The organism is Blautia sp. aa_0143 (genome assembly GCF_004167315.1).
GTDB classification, from domain to species: Bacteria; Bacillota; Clostridia; order Lachnospirales; family Lachnospiraceae; genus Blautia_A; species Blautia_A fusiformis.
Genome location: NZ_RCXU01000008.1, coordinates 108,361 through 126,575 on the forward strand (window position 1 = coordinate 108,361; position 18,215 = coordinate 126,575).

Below are 18,215 nucleotides of genomic sequence, written 5' to 3' on the forward strand. Positions count from 1 at the left end.
AAACGGAGGAGCCTCTCAGAGAAGCTCCTCCATTATTTTGTCATAAACATTCTGGTATTTATAAGGCCAGCTTTCACATACAGACTGTGCAGCAGCAAGATTTGGCACATTGATGCTGAGATCAACGATGCTGACGCCGCTTTCGATGATCCGCAGACGTACCGAGTAGCTGCCCTCTTTGGTGGGATAGTAATCTGCAGGAGTCAGGAGATGTTCTTCGATCTTGCGGTGGAGGGAATTGAGATATTCTTCCACTTCTTTCTTGATGTCAGAGGAAAGTTCTTTGGAAAAATATTTCAGAGTGTTTTTTCCCTCGGAGGTCAGTCGATAGTAACTGCGGTTGGACTGTGAAGACATTTCCACCAGATCTGCCTCCACAAGTTCGGAAACTGCCTGCTGGAGCTGAAAATAATTGGTGTATTTCCGGTCCAGGATAAAATCGGTGATCTGGGAATTTGTGAGATCCCCATCGGAATTCTGCAGCATATATAAAATAATAAGCTTATAGGTTGTAAAAGGTGATGCCATAAGAATCCTCCTTTTTACTGGCTGCGGGAAAGGGCTTCGAGAGCTTTTCCCTGAAAACTTGCTCTTTCTTTCATCCGGTGATGAAGAAGGTTTAAAACTTCTCGTTTGCGGCTGGCCCATAAAGGTGCGATCAGCAGATCCTTCGGTCCGTCGCCGGTGACCCGGTGGATCACAATATCCGGTCTGAGATGTTCCAGACAGTCAATGACAAGGTTCAGATACTCGTCCCGTTCATAAGTGCGGAAAAGACCTGCTTCATGATCAGCGGCAAGATCTGTACCACGCAGTACATGAAGAAGCTGCAGCTTGATCCCCTGGATATCCATGGCGTTCAGATAAGCCATTGTTTCCAGGATATCCTTCCGGCTTTCGCCGGGAAGCCCCAGGATGGTGTGGACGATCACTTCGATGCCGCCTGCGCGGAGATTTTTCACTGCGGTATCAAAACAGGACAGTGGATAGCCGCGCCGTATATATCTGGCGGTATCTTCATGGATAGTCTGGAGTCCCAGCTCCACCCACACCGGTTTGATCTGGTTCAGGGAATAAAGAAGCTCCAGTACATCATCTCCCAGACAGTCCGGTCTGGTACCAATGGACAGTGCCACGATATCCGGATGGGAGATGGCTTCTGTGAAGATCTTACGCAGGTGTTCCACAGGAGCGTATGTGTTTGTATATGCCTGAAAATAGGCGATATATTTATGAATCGGGCGTTTGGAAGAGAGACTTTTGATCTGTGTGTTGATCTGCTCTGTAATGGAAAGAGCGGCGTTTGCTGCAAAATCTCCGCTTCCGCCCTGGCTGCAGAAAATGCAGCCTTTTTTGCCCAGGGTGCCGTCACGGTTGGGACAGGACATGCCGCCGTTTAATGCAACCCGGTAGACCTTTTCGCCGTATCGCTCCCGGAGCATATAGTCCAGAGAATGATAAGGCTTGTCGTTCCAGCGCTTCATTATGCCTCTTTCGGTTCGTTTTTCTCTTCGCCGTTTTCTTCGTTTTCATCTTTCGGTATATAGTTATCGAAGATCTTTACAAAGATCTTTGATTTCCAGTAGGCCAGCGTGGAAAATCCCATTAGAATAAAAAGCATGATCAGGATGGATGTAAACTGTGCGTAGCTCACATAAGCAAAAAGCCACATCAGTAGGAGTGGAGACGCAGAGATCACAAGCATCAAAAGTGTCAGCGGAAGATGGCGGACGGACATCAGGAATGCATTTACAAAGGTATTCTTGACGGAATTAAAAAATTTGGAAAGGATCGGATAAATGTACAGAAGGATCATCGCATAGATCAGTGCAAATGCAATGAACAGACTGAAAAGTCCTTTGTACATAGCTCCGCTTCCGGCTCTGGCGATCCGAAGATCGATAAACAGAACAGCAGCGGTGAGGAGCATGATGATATTGATGATGGTCGCCTGTTTGAAGTTCTGTTTGAATGAGCGAAAAAAGCTGCGGGCAATATAAGATTCTTCGTCTCTTGCCATCTTCAGTGTGACATAGTAGAGAGCTGTTATGGAGGCGCCTGCGGTGACAACCGGAATACAGCAGAGGATGCACAGAAAATTCAGAAGAAGCAGGTCTGCTACGCGTCCCATGAACACGAAGAATTTGTTGTCCATGTTGAAAAAACGATTCATTTGATAAGTCTCCTTTTCTTTTGGATATTATTTTAAGTATACCCAATCACAGCAGAAAAAGCAAATCCCAAATGTTTTCCGGGGCAGTGGAAATGGGAAAATCATGTGTCCGCTATAGAAAGACAAAATAGCGAAATAGTTTATTAAATTTCCTTAAAAGGCTTGCTTATCACGATTTAGAGTGTTAAAATATCAGTATTGTATTAGACGAAATTTATGTATTTTAAAGGAGCGTAACAATGAGCAAAAAAATCAGGACGGAGGCTGTGGATCATCTTTTTGAAGCGATCCTGTGCCTGAAGGATAAGGAAGAGTGTTATACATTTTTTGAGGATGTGTGCACCATCAATGAGCTGCTTTCTTTATCTCAGCGCTTCGAGGTAGCCAAGATGCTTACTGATAAGCGTACATACCTTGATATTTCCGAGAAAACAGGAGCTTCCACAGCTACGATCAGCCGTGTGAACCGTTCCCTGAACTATGGAAATGATGGTTATGAGATGGTATTTGCACGTATGAAGAAGGATAACGGGGAGCAGGGCGGCGAAGCAGAATAAGGCTTACGTCCATACCGTGATGATAACGGATAATGCTGTAACGAAAAAGAGACAGACGATCGTGCGTCTGTCTCTTTTTTTCGGTGCGCCCGGCGACGCACGTTTATGACCGGATGTGAGCTCTGGATATTATTTGTCTTTTTTTGAGGAATCCGTATCTTTTGAGGAATTCATGTGGTCGATCATGTTTTCGATGATCATTTTTTTCATGTATACGTCGAAGCTAAGAAGACAGATAAAGGAAAACTGGTGAAGGAATTCCTTATCCTCCGGGTCGGCGTCCTCAAAAATTTCTCCGGCACTTTTGAAACGGTGCATAAGATCCTTTTCCAGGTAACGGATCTGTGACTGCTCCATACTGAAAACCTCCTGGTAGATGTAAGTCATGTCCTTTTCTGTAACGGACTTGAAGTATTTCTCGGTGATCGGTCCCAGAAGGGTCTGGATATCACTGATGGAGAGGATATTCTTAAAATAGTAGATAAAGATCAGCATTAGCAGATGCTCCCGGGAATAGCGCTTCTTTTCCGGCGGGGGAAGGAGCTTGTTCTTTGCGTAATTGTTGATCATGGTCTTGGTCAGGATCTTGTCATCATCATGACGCTTGGTGGAAGCGAGATTATCTTCCATAAAGGTTGTGACCTGATCCATGTAAAGAGCAATATTGGGAATTTCATCGGGTTTTATATAATCAAGCTCAGCAATTTTTGCAAAAATGCTGTTCATCATTTCTTTTTCGTTTTCTGTCATCGCATTATCACCTCTGCTCCCTATTATATAGTTTTAAATACTACTTGTAAAGAAACTTTTTTTCAGAGAGGTGGGTTTACCGGAAAGTAAAGTCATGATAGTATATAAAGATACTGTTCATATGGAAAAAGAAATGGAGATCAAAATGAGTATACATGATGCTTTGGACACATTGAATCCTATGCAGCGGGAAGCTGCTGTACATACAGAGGGACCACTTCTGATCCTCGCAGGAGCCGGTTCCGGAAAAACAAGAGTGCTGACCCACAGGATCGCCTATTTAATGGAAGAAAAGGGTGTAAACCCATGGAATATCCTGGCGATCACCTTTACCAACAAGGCCGCCAGTGAGATGCGGGAACGTGTGAATAAAATTGCGGGAATGGGTGCGGAGAGCGTATGGGTCTCCACCTTCCATTCCGCCTGCGTGAGGATCCTGCGCAGACATATTGAGGTGCTGGGCTTTGGCAGTAATTTTACCATCTATGATGCCGACGACCAAAAAACAGTCATGAAGGAAATCTTCCGGAAGTTTGATATCAATACCAAGATTTACAAGGAACGAGGCGTTCTTGCTGAGATTTCCCATGCCAAGGATGAACTGATCACACCGGAAGAGATGGAGCTGAATGCAGGCGGCGATCCGGATGCACGGAAGATTGCCGGTATGTATAAGGAATATCAGTCTATCCTCAGGGGAAACAATGCGCTGGATTTTGATGACCTGATCGTGAAGACTGTGGAGCTTTTTCAGCATAATCCGGATATCCTGGACTATTATCAGGAACGTTTCAAATATATTATGGTGGATGAGTATCAGGATACCAATACTGCCCAGTTTAAATTCGTAAGTCTTCTTGCTGAGAAATACAAGAATCTCTGTGTGGTTGGTGATGATGATCAGTCCATCTATCGTTTTCGTGGAGCAAATATCGGGAACATCTTAGGCTTTGAGAAGGTTTTTCCAGAGGCTAAGGTGGTGCGCCTGGAACAGAATTACCGTTCTACCCAGAACATCCTCAACGCAGCCAATGAGGTGATCGTCAACAACACAGAGCGTAAGGAAAAACGCCTCTGGACAGAGAACGAAGAGGGCGATAAAGTACATTTCCGTCAGTTCAACAACGGATTTGAGGAAGCGGAGTATGTTGCAGGAGAGATCATCCAGGGGCGCCGCAACGGGAAATTCCAGTACAAGGACTGTGCAGTACTTTATCGGACCAATGCCCAGTCCCGTCTCTTTGAGGAGAAATTTCTCCTGGCAAATGTTCCTTATAAGATTGTCGGCGGCGTGAATTTTTATGCCCGCAAAGAGATCAAGGATCTGTTAAGCTATCTGAAGACCATTGACAATGCCAGTGATGATCTGGCTGTACGCAGGATCTTAAATGTGCCAAAAAGAGGGATCGGACTCACCAGCATCGGCCGCGTCCAGGACTATGCGGATATGATGAACCTGAGCTTTTACGATGCGCTCCGCGTGGTGGAGGAAGTACCGTCCATTGGCAGGGCAGCAGGAAAGATCAATGATTTTGTATCCTTTATCCAGGGACTGAAAAGTAAGGCAGAGGCCTATACAGTCCGTGAAACCCTGGAGGAGGTCATTGAGCTTACCGGTTATGTGAAGGAACTGGAGGCAGAGAAAACGGAGGAGGCCCAGGCGAGGATCGAAAATATCGATGAGCTGATCTCCAAGACAGAATCCTTCCAGGAAGCCATGGAGGAGGCCGGACAGCCGGCAACACTTTCTGCATTTCTGGAGGAGATCGCACTGGTGGCAGATATCGATTCTGTTGATCCGGATCAGGATTATGTGCTGCTGATGACCCTTCACAGTGCCAAGGGACTGGAATTCCCCAATGTATTTATCGTGGGAATGGAGGACGGTGTTTTTCCGGGGTATGCTTCCATCTGGTCCGGTGATCCGTCGGATATCGAGGAGGAGCGAAGGCTCTGTTATGTGGGGATCACCCGTGCCATGAAGGAACTGACTTTAACCTGTGCAAAACAGCGGATGATCCGTGGGGAGACTCAGTATAACCGTGTGTCACGTTTTGTAAGGGAGGTTCCACGGGAGCTGGTAGATCTTGGACATACCATTCAGGAGAAAAAGCCCAGGGTAGATGATATCGTATCTCCGAAAAGCGCCTATGCCCAGATGAAAATGAATTTCCAGGCAAAAACCAGCCTTCAGAAGAAGGATTTCACCGTTACCAAGGCAGCGAAGCTGGATTACGGAGTCGGTGATACTGTGCGCCATGTGAAATTCGGAGTTGGTATCGTGAAGAATATTGCAGAAGGCGGCCGGGATTACGAGGTAACGGTAGATTTTGACAAAGTCGGTGTAAAAAAAATGTTCGCAGGTTTTGCCAAACTGAAGAAGATCTGAAAATGAAATGGCCGTTTTGCATATATTTTGTGAAAATATTTCGAAGCAGCTGCAAATAACATTGTTCCGGAATGTTCCTGTTAAAATTTGCGTAAGTTATGGTAAAATCAGACATATGGTGGTATAATAAGAACACTTAGGAAAGGTCGGTACAGTGATAGAATATTTTTGCTGTGCTGCCGGTTTACTGTCAGACAGTACAGCCGAACAGAAAGAAAGGATGGTGCAGTGTTATGAATTTAAATACAACAAAGCTTGAAGAACTGCTTGCAACACTGAAGAAAAAAGAAGAAGAGAAAGATAAGAACACAGTCCTTTGGGTACTGGCGATCATCGGCGCAGTTGCAGCTGTTGCAGGAATCGCATTTGCAGTATATCGTTTCTTCGCTCCGGATTACCTGGAAGATTTTGAAGAAGATTTTGATGATGACTTCGATGATTATTTCGAGGATGAGGAAGAGTAAGAACTTTCACTGCAGAGGCTGTTTTGAGCAGATCAGAATGGCTGTCTGTTATGTATGAATATGAGAAGCGGATAATTGAAGCCCCGGCGCGATACCGGGGCTTGATTTTTGAAGACGGACCGTGAAACGCTGGCGTTCATGAGCAGACAGTAAAGAGGATCCTGAATGTTCGAATTATTGTCTGCTGGTTATAAAACAGAAAGAGGATTTATGAAAAAAGGTGAAATTTACGAAGGTATTATAGAAAAAGTGGAATTTCCAAACAAAGGTTTTGTTTGGGTTGATGACCAGAAAGTAATTGTAAAAAACGGAATCCCGGGACAGAAAGTCCGGTTTATGATCAATAAGAAACGTTCCGGCCGGGCGGAAGGACGTCTTCTGGAGGTCCTGGAGAAATCTCCCCTGGAAACAAGAGAACCTGCCTGTCAGGAGTTTCCGGCATGCGGCGGCTGCATGTACCAGACCATGAGCTATGAGGCGCAGAAGGAGATGAAGGAGCGCCAGGTGAGAGAACTTCTGGATGGGGCAGTAAAAGAAAGTCTGGCTAAGATCGGGAAGAACGGTGATGGGACGGAAGAAGCTGAGGCTGCAGATCATTTATATCACTGGGATGGGATTTATGGCAGTCCTATTGAGTTTGGGTACCGCAATAAGATGGAGTTTTCCTTTGGGGATGAGTATAAGGATGGGCCGCTGTCCCTTGGACTTCACAAGAAGGGAAGCACTTACGATATCCTGAATACGGATGACTGTAAGCTTGTCCATCCGGATATGACGAAGATCCTGGTCTGCGTGCGGGAGTTTTTCCTGGAGCGTAATGCCAGCTTCTATAAAAAGCTGCAGCATGTGGGGTATCTTCGACATCTTCTTCTTCGAAGAGGCGTCACAAGTGGTGAGATCCTGGTCCATGTGGTAACCACCACCCAGGAAGAATATGATCTGGAGCCTCTGAAAGAACAGCTTCTTGCACTTCCGCTGGAAGGGAAGATCGTGGGGATCATGCACATTTTAAATGATTCTTTATCCGACGTGGTACAGAGCGACGAGACGAAGATCCTTTATGGAAAGGATTATTTCTATGAAGAACTTCTTGGACTGAAATTTAAGATCAGCACCTTTTCCTTCTTTCAGCCAAATTCCCTGGCTGCAGAGATCCTGTATTCCAAGGTGCGGGAATATGTAGGAGATACCAGAGATAAGGTAGTGTTTGATCTTTACAGCGGAACAGGAACTATTGCACAGCTTGCAGCGTCTGTTGCCAGCGAGGTGATCGGTGTGGAGATCGTGGAAGACGCGGTAAAAGCCGCCAGAGAAAACGCTGCACTTAACGGCATCAATAACTGTCGTTTTATTGCCGGAGACGTGCTGAAGGTTCTGGACGAGGTGCCGGAGAAACCGGATATGATCATCCTTGATCCGCCCAGAGATGGCGTTCACCCCAAAGCCCTTCCAAAGATCCTGGCTTACGGTGTAGACCAGATCGTATACATTTCCTGCAAGGTTACAAGTCTTGTGAGAGACCTCCCGGCATTTTATGAGGCAGGATATGAGATGACCCACGCCTGTGCAGTGGATCAGTTCTGCCAGGGCGTTCATGTTGAGACGGTTGTTCTTTTGTCTCGATGAACGCGGCAGTCGGCAAATCGAGATGCAAGCATCTCGGCTTGCCTCGTTGCTCGCGCAAAAACCAGATGACACGATAGAGAGCGACTTAGACTTAGATGAGTTGGATGCAACCAGTGCTGAGTTGAAAGCTCGTGATTAGATGGAATGGGTCAGATTGGTAAATGGTACTCGTAATATGGCAGAAGAGATTGTGTTAAAAGAATTGGTGTTCTAAAGCGTGGAAAGCTCCTTCGGGAGCTTTTTGCTGTTTATAAGATAAATTTTGTCGGAGATTTATTATAAAACATTTCTTTACAAGAAGAATAAAAAAGCATATAATTCTTTTATAATATATTTAATAAAAGAGGGTAAGAAAACGGAAAATAAAGATAAAAAAAATATAACAAGAAAAAGAATAATTAATTATGTGCTGAACAATCATGTTACATCCAAGGCGGGAATCGCAAAAGAGTTAAACTTGAGTATGCCGACCGTGTTAGCAAATGTAAATGACTTGTTAGAAAAAATGGTGTTGGAAGAAACTGGGGAATATGCTTCGACCGGTGGACGAAAGGCAAAAAGTATAGGGATTAATAAGTCATACTGTCATGCAATGGGAATTTTGATTACAGCGAATCATATAGAAATGGTATTAGTAAATCTTGGAGATGAGATTATAAAAAAAGATCGCATCCGTTTAAAATTTACGGCAGAATTATCCTATTGTACAGAAGTGGCACAAAAGGTCAAAACTTTTCTTGAAGGCGAATTAGCGAAGGATACGCTACTTGGGATTGGAGTGGCGATTCCGGGAATTATTGATCAGAAAGAACGGATCGTTTTAAAATCCCATGCTTTAGGTATAGAGAATTATAGTCTGCGCTTTTTAGAGCAGGCTTTGGAAATTCCAGTATATTTTGAAAACGATGCTAATGCTGCAATGCTTGCAGAAAAAAAACAAAAGTATCCAAATGCGATATATCTGTCTTTGAACCACACCTTAGGAGGCGCATTCTGCATAGATGGAAAGCTGTTTCGAGGGCAGAACCAGAAAGCAGGTGAGTTTGGTCACATGATACTCGTTCCCGGTGGAAGAAAGTGTTATTGTGGTAAATCAGGATGTGCAGATGCATATTGTGCTGCAAGTGTACTGACACAAGATAACAGGCAGTCACTGGATGTATTTATGGAAAAAATTGAAAGTGGTGATGAAAAAAATTTGCAGACATGGAATGAGTATCTGGATCATCTTGCTGTTTTGATATCAAATCTGCGGATGGCATATGATATGGATATTATACTCGGAGGTGATGTGGGAGGTGTATTGTCAGATTATATGATACCACTGGGAGAAAAAGTGATGGCATATAATGGCTTTGAGCATGATGTTTCATACTTAAAAAATTGTTCGTATAAGAAAGAAGCGTCGGCTGTTGGAGCCGCGAAATACTTTTTTACAAAACATATGGCAGAATTGTAAATTTTTTGAACGCAGATAAGCAGTCCACCGCATCTGGTGCGCAGGGCATCAAGCGTTGGGTAAGGGGATGTTCACTCTGTTGGAGTTAAAAGCTCCCACTGACAGGTTGCAAAGTGAATGCAGATGTCCGCTTTATATGTGTGAAAAACGAGAAGTTGTGTAAAATTAGAAAAAGATATTATAGTAAAAAACGGAAAGAAAACAGTAACTACGGTTTCCTTTCCGTTTTTTTCGTGTTGATTGTGAAAAATACACAAAAAATGTATTTTAAAATTATGAAATATATAAAATTATGAAAAACATATTGACAAATCGTGTTTACAGGATAATAATGTAATTACTTTAATAAAACAATTTATAAAAGACCAAATAAAACAATATAAATAAGGAGGAAACAGTTATGTTACAGCAGGTAATGACAAATCCAGGAGAAATTATTTTCAGAGAGGTTCCGGTTCCGGAGGTAAAGGAAAATCAGGTGTTGGTAAAGATTATGAATATTGGTGTTTGTGGATCAGATATTCATGTTTATCATGGAAAACATCCGTTTACAAAATATCCGGTAACACAGGGACATGAGGTTTCTGGTGAGATTACAGAACTTGGAAAAAATGTCACAGAGTTTCATGTGGGACAGAAGGTGACGATAGAGCCTCAGGTATATTGTGGACATTGCTATCCATGTCGTCATGGAAAGTATAATCTCTGTGAGGAATTAAAAGTAATGGGATTTCAGACGACAGGAACGGCATCTGAGTATTTTGCAGTGGATGCATCTAAAGTAACACCTATTCCAGAAGATATGTCCTATGAAGAAGGAGCTATGATCGAACCTCTTGCTGTGGCAGTTCATGGTGTAAAACAGATGGGCGATGTGGCTGGCATGAATATTGCAGTCCTTGGAGCAGGACCGATCGGAAATCTCGTGGCACAGGCAGCAAAAGGAATGGGGGCAGCGAAAGTGATGATCACAGATATCAGTGATCTTAGACTGGCAAAGGCAAAAGAATGTGGAATTGATGTGTGTGTGAATACCCAAAATAAAGACTTCGGTGAGGCAATGATCGAAGCATTTGGACCGGATAAGGCGGATGTGATCTACGACTGTGCCGGAAACAATATCACAATGGGACAGGCAATTAAATATGCAAGAAAAGGAAGCACGATCGTACTGGTGGCTGTTTTTGCAGGAATGGCAGAAGTAGATCTTGCAGTGGCAAATGACCACGAACTTGACATTAAGAGCACGATGATGTACCGCCATGATGATTACATAGATGGAATCAGACTGGTAAATGAGGGCAAAGTTCATTTGAAACCGCTCATCTCAAAGACATTTGCTTTTAAAGATTATTTGAAGGCGTACCAGTATATTGATGATAACCGCGAGACAACGATGAAAGTAATTATCAACGTCAGTGAAAAGTAAGGAGTTCGTATGGAAAATAAATATGGAATTGTCGGAGTTGCTCATATCGGGATTCCGACAAACGATTTGCAGAAAACAGTTGAGTTTTATAAGAGTCTTGGATTTGAAGTAATTATGCAGTCTTATAATGAAAAAGCAGGGGAAAAAGTGGCATTTTTACAGATAAAAAATTACTGTATAGAGACTTTTGAAAATGGGCAGGCGGCAATGTCAGACGGTGCATACCAACATGTTGCACTTGATGTGGAAGACATTGAAAGTATGTATCAGAAAATCTGCAATGAAAAATACACAATTATTACAGACGGAATCGAAGAACTGCCATTTTGGGAAAATGGTGTGAAGTTTTTTATGATCAAGGGCCCAAATGAGGAAAGAATAGAGTTCTGTCAGAAACTCTGATAAAAATAGGAGGGGCATATGGGAAGCGAAAACAAAAATGGAAAAGTACCGCTGATCAGTAAGATTGCATATGGTTTTGGTGATGTCGGATGTAATTTCAGCTGGATGTTCGTCAGTAATTTTCTGATGATATTTTATACAGACGTGTTCGGAATCAGTATGGCGGCTGTGTCAGCACTTATGCTTTTTTCAAGATTCTGGGATGCGATCAATGATCCAATCGTCGGGGGACTTACGGATAAAACAAAATCGAGATGGGGACGGTACCGTCCATGGCTGTTAGTAGCGGCACCAATTACAGCGATTCTTCTTGTTATGACATTCTGGGCAAGACCTGACTGGCCGCAGAATGGAAAGATCATTTATATGGTAATTACATATTGTCTGCTGGTTTTGGGGTATACCTGTGTGAATATTCCATATGGAACCTTGTGTGGTGCTATGACACAGGATATTGATGAACGTGCAAAAATAAATACATCCCGTTCGGTTGCAGCGATGATTGCAATTGGTGTGTTAAATATTATCACAGTTCCGCTGCTCAGCAAATTCGGCAGTCACAGTGCAAAGACAGGATATCTGACGGTGGCGGTCATATATGGATGTATTTTTACAGCCTGTCATTTCTTCTGCTTTGCGAAGACGAAAGAGGCAGTGATTACTCCGGAAAAAGAAAAAATTTCTGTAAAGATACAGTTGAAAGCAGTCATGCAGAACAGACCATATCTTCTTGCATTGGCAGGGCAGATATTATTTGGATTTACATTATATGGTAGAAACGCAGATATTCTGTATTATTTTACATATGTGGAAGGGAATGCCTCCTACTACACAACTTATTCGATGTGCATTATTATTCCTTCTATCATCGGGGCAGCCTGTTTTCAACCATTATTCCGCAAGTTGAATAACAAAGGAAGAACAGCATCTCTCTTTGCTTTATTTACAGGAATTTCCATGTTGTCTATGTTTTTCTTCAATGCCAAAGAATCACCAGCTATTTTTTATGCATTATCTGGTCTCACACAGTTTTTCTTCTCTGGATTTAATACCGCAATCTATGCAATTATTCCAGACTGTGTGGAATATGGGGAGTGGAAAACCGGACTTAGAAATGACGGTTTTCAGTATGCATTTATTTCACTTGGAAATAAAATCGGAATGGCAGTTGGAACAGCACTTTTAGCAGGATTACTTGGAAAATATGGTTATATTGCAAATCAGACACAAAATGCAATTGTACTTTCAATTATGAAACATGCATTTACGACGATTCCGGGTGTACTGTGGATTGTGACTGCGGTTGTATTATTTTTCTACCGGTTAAATAAAAAACGTTATAACGAGATTGTAGAGGAACTAAAAAATGGAAGAAAAAGTTGATATCGTGGCATTGGGAGAGTTGCTTCCTATGATCCAAATTATCGCTCATCTCTTTGGAAGAGCAAAGAGTATGCAGTGAAAAAAATGAGATCTGTCATAGAATTGGTAGATGTCATAAAGGTATCAGATGAAGAGAGTACTCTGTTGACAGAGGCGAAAAGTTATGAGCAGGCTGCAGATCAACTCCTTGCCATGGGACCAAAGCTGGTTGCTATTACATTGGGAGAACAAAGCGTTCTTATGGCAACAAAAAGCAGAAAAGAAATCATCAAAGCATTTCAGACACATGCGGTCGACACGACTGGGGCAGGTGATTCATTCTGGGGAGGCGTATTATGCAGTATCCTTTCTATGAATAAGAATGTTGAAAAAATGGAATGGGAAGAAATCAAAAAGTGTGCTGTTTTGGGAAATGCAGTTGCTGGATTGTGTGTGCAAAAGAGAGGCGGAATCCCTGCAATTCCGACGAAAGGGGCAGCGCTTGAATTTATGCAGAAATAATGAATGTATATGAACAAACTCGGGGCTGTAAAAATCACGATTTATTAATCGTTAAAGCATCAGCCCCGTGTTTTTCTGTCGGAGTATTATTCAGCTTTTATCTCTCCATCATGCTGATGGACTCAATTCCGACACTTCCGCCGCGGACAACTTCGATATGCTTGAACTCTTCTTTGATAAGCTTGATGACCGCGTCATTTTTGGTTGCGGTCTGGACGAATTCCAGAAGGAGGCTGTCTTTTCCATAGTCGATGACACGTGCCTTGAAAGTCTCAGCAATCTGGAAAAGTTCTACTTTATCTTCCGGGGAGCAGCCCTTTACCTTGATGTAAAGGATCTCCTTCATTCGAACGAACACGTCTGTAAAATCAATAACTTTGATCACTTCGATCATACGGTTCAGCTGTTTTTTGATCTGCTCAAAGGTTTCATCATCGCTGACTGTGGCGATGGTCATTCTGGAAACTGTTGGGTCCTCCGTGGTTCCAACTGTAAGACTGTCCAGGTTATAGGACTTTCCGGAGAAAAGACCGGAAATCTTGGAAAGAACACCGACCTGGTTTTCAACGTAGAGAGAGATCCATCTTTTTTTCATTCCTTTATCCATCATTCATTCCTCCTAACAATCCATGATCAGATCAGCCAGGGTGCCGCCCGGCTTGACCATCGGGTAAACCATTTCCTCCGGATCAATGATAAATTCGATGATCGTAGGAGTTTTTGTATTCTTCTTAGCCTCTTCGAAAGCGGCCGCAATCTGATCCTTCTCAGTTACGCGGATACCCTTTGCCCCATAGCTCTCTGCGAGACGGATGAAATCCGGTGTGTATTCCGGATATTCCTGACCGTCTGTGCGGCGGGAGAGTGCGCCGGCCTTCAGATTTGTCATGGCGTAACGTTTTCCGTAGAAAAGCTTCTGCCATTGGCGGACCATTCCGAGATATTCATTATTAAAGATACAGCAGATGATCGGAAGCTCCTCCAGAACTGCGGTAGCCAGCTCCTGAATGTTCATCTGCATGCCGCCGTCACCGGAAACGGAGATGACCGGTGTATCCGGATTACCGATTTTGGCACCGATAGCACCTGGAAGGCCGTAACCCATGGTTCCAAGTCCGCCGGACATGATCAGCTGACGGTTCTCGGTGATGTCCGCATACTGGCTCACCAGCATCTGATGCTGACCTACATCGGTAACAAGAATGGCCTTGTCAAACTGGCGGTTGATCTCGCCGATGATATCCAGCGGTCCCATAATACCGCGGTCTTTCATGGTAAGAGGATGCTCTTCCTTCCATTCCTGGATCTGCTTCAGCCATTTGCCGGTATTACAGTCCTGTACATATTCATTCATTTTTGTTATTGCCTCTTTTGCATCGGCAACGATGGGGATGTCTACATGGATATTTCTGGAAATGGAAGCGGTGTCAATATCGATGTGGACGATCTGTGCATGTGGGGCAAATTCATGGAGCTTGCCTGTGATACGGTCGTTAAAACGGGTTCCGATGGAAAACAGAAGATCGCATTCATTTACTGCCATGTTTGCGGCATAAGCGCCGTGCATACCAAGATTTCCGATAAACAGAGGGTTCTTTGTGGAAATGGCGCCACGTCCCATGACAGTTGTGACAACCGGGATCTGAGTTTTCTCAACAACCTGGGTAAAAATCTCCTGCGCGCGGGAAATGATCACACCGCCGCCAGCAAGAAACAGAGGTTTTTTGGCCTTCTGCAGCATTTTGAGGGCACGCTTCAGCTGTCCGATATGCACGCTGGTGTTAGGCTTGTAGCCGCGGATATTGACAGTCTTCGGATACTCAGCACTTCCCAGCTCGGCCATTACATCCTTTGGAAGGTCGATGAGAACCGGACCTGGGCGTCCGGTGCGTGCGATATAGAAGGCTTCCTTGATGATACGTCCAAGATCCTCACGGTTGCGGACGGTAACACCGTATTTTGTGATGCTTCTGGTGATCCCGACAATATCAACCTCCTGGAACGCATCGTTTCCGATGAGGTGACGGGCAACCTGTCCGGTAAAGCATACAAGCGGAACACTGTCATAGTTGGCAGTTGCAAGACCTGTAACAAGGTTGGTAGCTCCGGGACCGCTGGTAACGAGACATACGCCAACCTTTCCGGTAGTTCTGGCATAGGCATCTGCTTCGTGTACAAGGGCCTGCTCGTGACGTGGCAGGATGATGTCAATGCCGCTCTGTTTATATAATTCATCGCTGATATCGATGGTGCAGGCACCAGGATAGCCGAACAGAACATCAACGCCTTCTTCTTTTAAGGCTTTTACAAGCAATTTGTTTCCGGAAATCTGTTTCATGAATTGGTTCCCTCCTTTGATGATGTGAAAAGTTAAGCAGATAAGGGCTGTCGCGAGAAATTTTTCCAATAAAAAAGTCCCGGCATATCGGATAAAATATGCTCAGGACGGATGATTCCGCGGTACCACCTGTTTTCAGAGGTAAAACTCTGCTCTCTGCCAGTACAAAATTATACTGCCTCCCTGTAACGTGGGAATGACGATGAAGCCTACTGCATGAAGATCCATGGTTCAGTTCACTGCTCGAGGGCTACTTCCACAGTTCAGTCACGAAGATTCTCACCGGCCATCTTCTCTCTGTGCATCCGGAGACTGTGTACTACTCCCTGTCATTGCATTTAGTAAATATGGATAAAAATTTTCTATCATTATAATATAAAATATCGGAACTGTCAATCAAAAATCCTGATGGCTCAACGGGTGAGCCGGGGATTACGATAACAGTTCCGATATGGATGATATTAAGTATTAAATATTTTTTCAGTACATCAGCTGTTTCTTGTTACGGAGCTGGAGCCTGCTTACTCAGGATTCGGTATTATCCAGTGTTTCAGGATCTTTTTCCGGAAGGTAGACATGCACTTTCTCGATACGGTTTTTATCCAGCTTTTCTACGATCAGACGGATTCCGTCCTCTGTGATCACTTCGTCACCGGCAACAGGCAGACGATCCAGATGTTCGATGATAAATCCACCCAGGGAATCATAATCCTCGGAATCCAGTTCCGTATCCAGATGATCATTTACGTCATCCAGATGCATGGAACCTTCGATGATATATTCCCGGTCGGAAATCTTCTGGACAAGCTCGTCCTCCTTCTCATCGTATTCGTCATGGATCTCACCCACGATCTCCTCCAGGATATCCTCCAGTGTAATCAGTCCGGCCATATCACCGTATTCATCCAGTACAATGGCAATGTTGAAGGTGGAGTCCTTCATTTCCACAAGAAGATCGGAAATGCTTTTTGTTTCGTAAGTGAAATGCGGCTTTCGGAGGAAATGATCGATAACAAATTCCTCATTTTTGTCGTAAAGAAGAAGATCCTTCATGTTGATGATTCCCACAATGTTGTTCTGGCTGTCCTTATAAACCGGCAGACGTGTGAACTTATCCTCGCGGAAAATATCGATCAGCTCATCATAGGTGGATTCTACATCCGCAAAGGTAACATGTACTCTTGGAACCATGATATCCTTGGCTGTGGCATCTCCAAGATCAAACACATTGTAGATCATTTCTTTTTCGTCGGATTCAATGACACCGTCCTCATGGCTGACGTCCACGATAGTACGAAGCTCCTCCTCGGTCATGGCCTTGCTGGCTGCATCCGGATCCACACGCATCAGGCGCATCACACCTCTTGAAAAGAGATTGATGATAAAGATCACCGGTGTCATGATGGTCATAAGAAATTTAAAGACCGGGATATAGCGGAGGGTGATCTTTTCAGAGTTAATGGTTGCGTAGTTCTTGGGGGTGATCTCACCGAAGATCAGGATCAGAACCGTCAGGATCACCGTCACGATGCTGACCATATAGCCGCCAAAGCTGTATGCAAGTGTGGTTGCAAGGGAAGAAGCTGAAATGTTCACAATGTTGTTTCCGATGAGAATCGCACTGAGAAGCTTGGGCGTCTGGTTCTCCAGGATATCGAGAGCCATGGCTGCACGCTTGTTTCCCTCGTCTGCAAGAGAGCGGAGACGGATCTTGTTTACCGACATCAGCGCGGTTTCGTTAGATGAGAAAAAGGCTGACAATGCCAGCAGAATAAGTAATATGATTATCTGGTAAGTGTCGCTGGGGTCCACTTTCAATATTCACTCCTTTAAAAATAAGATTATTTGGTTAAAAATATACAGATACTCCCACATTATATACGTTTTACTGGATTTTGGCAAGAGCCGGACCGGTACAGCGCATATAGATATATGGAAAAAATACGAAAATAAGTCTGCTTCTTGACAAAAGAGTAAGTTCAGACTAACATATATGTATATTCATATATAAAGAAGAACTGTATAGGAATGGAAGGAGCGGTTTATGTTTCTGGAGATAAAAGGAATCAAAAAATCCTTCGGGGCAGGAGAGAGCCATGTAGATGTTCTGAAGGGGATCGATCTTGAGATTGAAAAGGGAGAATTTTGTGTGCTTCTGGGGCCGTCCGGTTCCGGGAAATCCACGCTGCTAAACATTATTGGCGGCATTGACGGAGCAGATGCAGGAAGCATTACCATTCAGGGAGAACAGCTGGAGGATATGAATGAAAAGAAGCTTTCCCTCTACCGCAGAAAACATCTGGGATATATTTTTCAGATGTATAATCTGATCCCCAATCTGACTGTGAGGGAGAATATTGAAGTTGGTGCTTATTTAAGTGACAGACCGCTGGATGTGGATGAACTGCTGGAGACACTGGGACTTTATGAACATCAGCGGAAGCTTCCGAACCAGCTTTCGGGAGGTCAGCAGCAGAGAACTGCTATTGGACGTGCCATTGTAAAAAATCCGGATATCCTGCTTTGTGATGAGCCTACCGGTGCTCTGGACTACAACACCTCCAAGGAAATCCTGAAGCTGATCGAAACAGTCAATCACAAATACGGAAATACTATAGTCATGGTTACTCATAACGATGCCATCAAGGATATGGCAGACCGTGTGGTAAAGCTTCGTGACGGGATGATTCGCAGAAACTATCAGAATGAGCAGAAGATTCCGGCTGCTGACCTGGAATGGTAAG

General features: G+C 43.9%; 17 protein-coding genes and 1 other annotated feature. Of the genes, 10 read left to right on the forward strand and 7 right to left on the reverse strand.

The features are described 5' to 3' along the window. Positions 1-15 precede the first annotated feature (15 nt). From EAI83_RS05610 to EAI83_RS05620, 3 genes are read right to left on the reverse strand one after another with little or no spacing between them, the layout of a single operon-like run. On the reverse strand, positions 16-528 hold the full coding sequence (locus EAI83_RS05610) for a DUF4364 family protein (protein ID WP_021651655.1): 513 nt from the start codon (positions 526-528) through the stop codon (positions 16-18). A gap of 14 nt (positions 529-542) precedes the next feature. After that, positions 543-1,484 (reverse strand): TIGR01212 family radical SAM protein, encoded by a 942-nt coding sequence (locus EAI83_RS05615; RefSeq protein ID WP_059086751.1) that lies wholly within the window; start codon positions 1,482-1,484, stop codon positions 543-545. Next, the gene (locus EAI83_RS05620; RefSeq protein ID WP_021651657.1) at positions 1,484-2,173 is read right to left on the reverse strand and encodes a YesL family protein; all 690 of its coding nucleotides are present in this window, start codon (positions 2,171-2,173) and stop codon (positions 1,484-1,486) included. The genes EAI83_RS05615 and EAI83_RS05620 overlap by 1 nt, the downstream gene beginning before the upstream one ends. Positions 2,174-2,412: 239 nt before the next feature. Here EAI83_RS05620 and EAI83_RS05625 point away from each other — a divergent pair, with 239 nt between their 5' ends. Further along, positions 2,413-2,730 (forward strand): YerC/YecD family TrpR-related protein, encoded by a 318-nt coding sequence (locus EAI83_RS05625; RefSeq protein WP_015526079.1) that lies wholly within the window; start codon positions 2,413-2,415, stop codon positions 2,728-2,730. Between the two features lie 129 nt (positions 2,731-2,859). On the opposite strand, the gene EAI83_RS05630 is transcribed toward EAI83_RS05625, so the two are convergent. Further along, the gene (locus EAI83_RS05630) at positions 2,860-3,480 is read right to left on the reverse strand and encodes a DUF1836 domain-containing protein (protein WP_118752760.1); all 621 of its coding nucleotides are present in this window, start codon (positions 3,478-3,480) and stop codon (positions 2,860-2,862) included. A 145-nt stretch (positions 3,481-3,625) separates the two neighbouring features. Here EAI83_RS05630 and pcrA point away from each other — a divergent pair, with 145 nt between their 5' ends. The 8 genes from pcrA (at position 3,626) to EAI83_RS05675 (ending at position 13,133) form a co-directional block, all read left to right on the forward strand. Next, complete coding sequence (gene pcrA / locus EAI83_RS05635; RefSeq protein ID WP_129974753.1) at positions 3,626-5,869, forward strand: DNA helicase PcrA; 2,244 nt, start codon at positions 3,626-3,628, stop codon at positions 5,867-5,869. 233 nt (positions 5,870-6,102) lie between these two features. Further along, entirely contained in the window at positions 6,103-6,333 is a 231-nt protein-coding gene (locus tag EAI83_RS05640) for a hypothetical protein (protein ID WP_015526073.1), read from the forward strand. A 210-nt stretch (positions 6,334-6,543) separates the two neighbouring features. Then, on the forward strand, positions 6,544-7,959 hold the full coding sequence (gene rlmD, locus EAI83_RS05645; protein WP_129974746.1) for a 23S rRNA (uracil(1939)-C(5))-methyltransferase RlmD: 1,416 nt from the start codon (positions 6,544-6,546) through the stop codon (positions 7,957-7,959). Between the two features lie 262 nt (positions 7,960-8,221). Then, complete coding sequence (locus tag EAI83_RS05655; RefSeq protein WP_330547766.1) at positions 8,222-9,418, forward strand: ROK family protein; 1,197 nt, start codon at positions 8,222-8,224, stop codon at positions 9,416-9,418. A 400-nt stretch (positions 9,419-9,818) separates the two neighbouring features. After that, positions 9,819-10,847, forward strand: a complete 1,029-nt coding sequence (locus EAI83_RS05660) for a zinc-dependent alcohol dehydrogenase (RefSeq protein ID WP_044962122.1) — start codon at positions 9,819-9,821, stop codon at positions 10,845-10,847. 9 nt (positions 10,848-10,856) lie between these two features. Continuing rightward, entirely contained in the window at positions 10,857-11,249 is a 393-nt protein-coding gene (locus EAI83_RS05665; protein ID WP_129974747.1) for a VOC family protein, read from the forward strand. Between the two features lie 18 nt (positions 11,250-11,267). Continuing rightward, complete coding sequence (locus tag EAI83_RS05670; RefSeq protein ID WP_059086762.1) at positions 11,268-12,632, forward strand: MFS transporter; 1,365 nt, start codon at positions 11,268-11,270, stop codon at positions 12,630-12,632. Between the two features lie 84 nt (positions 12,633-12,716). Continuing rightward, complete coding sequence (locus EAI83_RS05675) at positions 12,717-13,133, forward strand: carbohydrate kinase family protein (protein WP_243113447.1); 417 nt, start codon at positions 12,717-12,719, stop codon at positions 13,131-13,133. 97 nt (positions 13,134-13,230) lie between these two features. Here EAI83_RS05675 and ilvN read toward each other — a convergent pair whose 3' ends face one another. From ilvN to EAI83_RS05690, 3 genes are all read right to left on the reverse strand, one after another. After that, positions 13,231-13,740, reverse strand: a complete 510-nt coding sequence (gene ilvN / locus EAI83_RS05680) for an acetolactate synthase small subunit (RefSeq protein ID WP_015526065.1) — start codon at positions 13,738-13,740, stop codon at positions 13,231-13,233. A 12-nt stretch (positions 13,741-13,752) separates the two neighbouring features. Then, complete coding sequence (ilvB, locus tag EAI83_RS05685; protein ID WP_015526064.1) at positions 13,753-15,471, reverse strand: biosynthetic-type acetolactate synthase large subunit; 1,719 nt, start codon at positions 15,469-15,471, stop codon at positions 13,753-13,755. Between the two features lie 100 nt (positions 15,472-15,571). Then, positions 15,572-15,813 (reverse strand) — a binding site (T-box leader). Positions 15,814-15,996: 183 nt separating this feature from the next. Then, positions 15,997-17,283: an HlyC/CorC family transporter gene (locus tag EAI83_RS05690; RefSeq protein WP_021652503.1), complete on the reverse strand. Its 1,287-nt coding sequence runs from the start codon at positions 17,281-17,283 to the stop codon at positions 15,997-15,999. Positions 17,284-17,515: 232 nt separating this feature from the next. On the opposite strand from EAI83_RS05690, the gene EAI83_RS05695 reads away from it, so the two are divergent. Then, a complete protein-coding gene (locus tag EAI83_RS05695; protein WP_015526062.1) occupies positions 17,516-18,214 on the forward strand; it encodes an ABC transporter ATP-binding protein in 699 nt (232 codons plus the stop codon). Position 18,215: the final 1 nt, after the last annotated feature.

Excerpts from the sequence above, each read along its gene's own strand:
- EAI83_RS05620 (WP_021651657.1), bottom strand. The coding sequence starts at position 2,173 with ATGAATCGTTTTTTCAACATGGACAACAAATTCTTCGTGTTCATGGGA.
- EAI83_RS05675 (WP_243113447.1), top strand. The coding sequence starts at position 12,717 with ATGAGATCTGTCATAGAATTGGTAGATGTCATAAAGGTATCAGATGAA.
- EAI83_RS05630 (WP_118752760.1), bottom strand. The coding sequence starts at position 3,480 with ATGACAGAAAACGAAAAAGAAATGATGAACAGCATTTTTGCAAAAATT.
- EAI83_RS05625 (WP_015526079.1), top strand. The coding sequence starts at position 2,413 with ATGAGCAAAAAAATCAGGACGGAGGCTGTGGATCATCTTTTTGAAGCG.
- pcrA (WP_129974753.1), top strand. The coding sequence starts at position 3,626 with ATGAGTATACATGATGCTTTGGACACATTGAATCCTATGCAGCGGGAA.
- rlmD (WP_129974746.1), top strand. The coding sequence starts at position 6,544 with ATGAAAAAAGGTGAAATTTACGAAGGTATTATAGAAAAAGTGGAATTT.
- EAI83_RS05695 (WP_015526062.1), top strand. The coding sequence starts at position 17,516 with ATGTTTCTGGAGATAAAAGGAATCAAAAAATCCTTCGGGGCAGGAGAG.
- EAI83_RS05660 (WP_044962122.1), top strand. The coding sequence starts at position 9,819 with ATGTTACAGCAGGTAATGACAAATCCAGGAGAAATTATTTTCAGAGAG.
- ilvB (WP_015526064.1), bottom strand. The coding sequence starts at position 15,471 with ATGAAACAGATTTCCGGAAACAAATTGCTTGTAAAAGCCTTAAAAGAA.
- EAI83_RS05610 (WP_021651655.1), bottom strand. The coding sequence starts at position 528 with ATGGCATCACCTTTTACAACCTATAAGCTTATTATTTTATATATGCTG.
- EAI83_RS05640 (WP_015526073.1), top strand. The coding sequence starts at position 6,103 with ATGAATTTAAATACAACAAAGCTTGAAGAACTGCTTGCAACACTGAAG.
- EAI83_RS05665 (WP_129974747.1), top strand. The coding sequence starts at position 10,857 with ATGGAAAATAAATATGGAATTGTCGGAGTTGCTCATATCGGGATTCCG.
- ilvN (WP_015526065.1), bottom strand. The coding sequence starts at position 13,740 with ATGGATAAAGGAATGAAAAAAAGATGGATCTCTCTCTACGTTGAAAAC.
- EAI83_RS05615 (WP_059086751.1), bottom strand. The coding sequence starts at position 1,484 with ATGAAGCGCTGGAACGACAAGCCTTATCATTCTCTGGACTATATGCTC.
- EAI83_RS05670 (WP_059086762.1), top strand. The coding sequence starts at position 11,268 with ATGGGAAGCGAAAACAAAAATGGAAAAGTACCGCTGATCAGTAAGATT.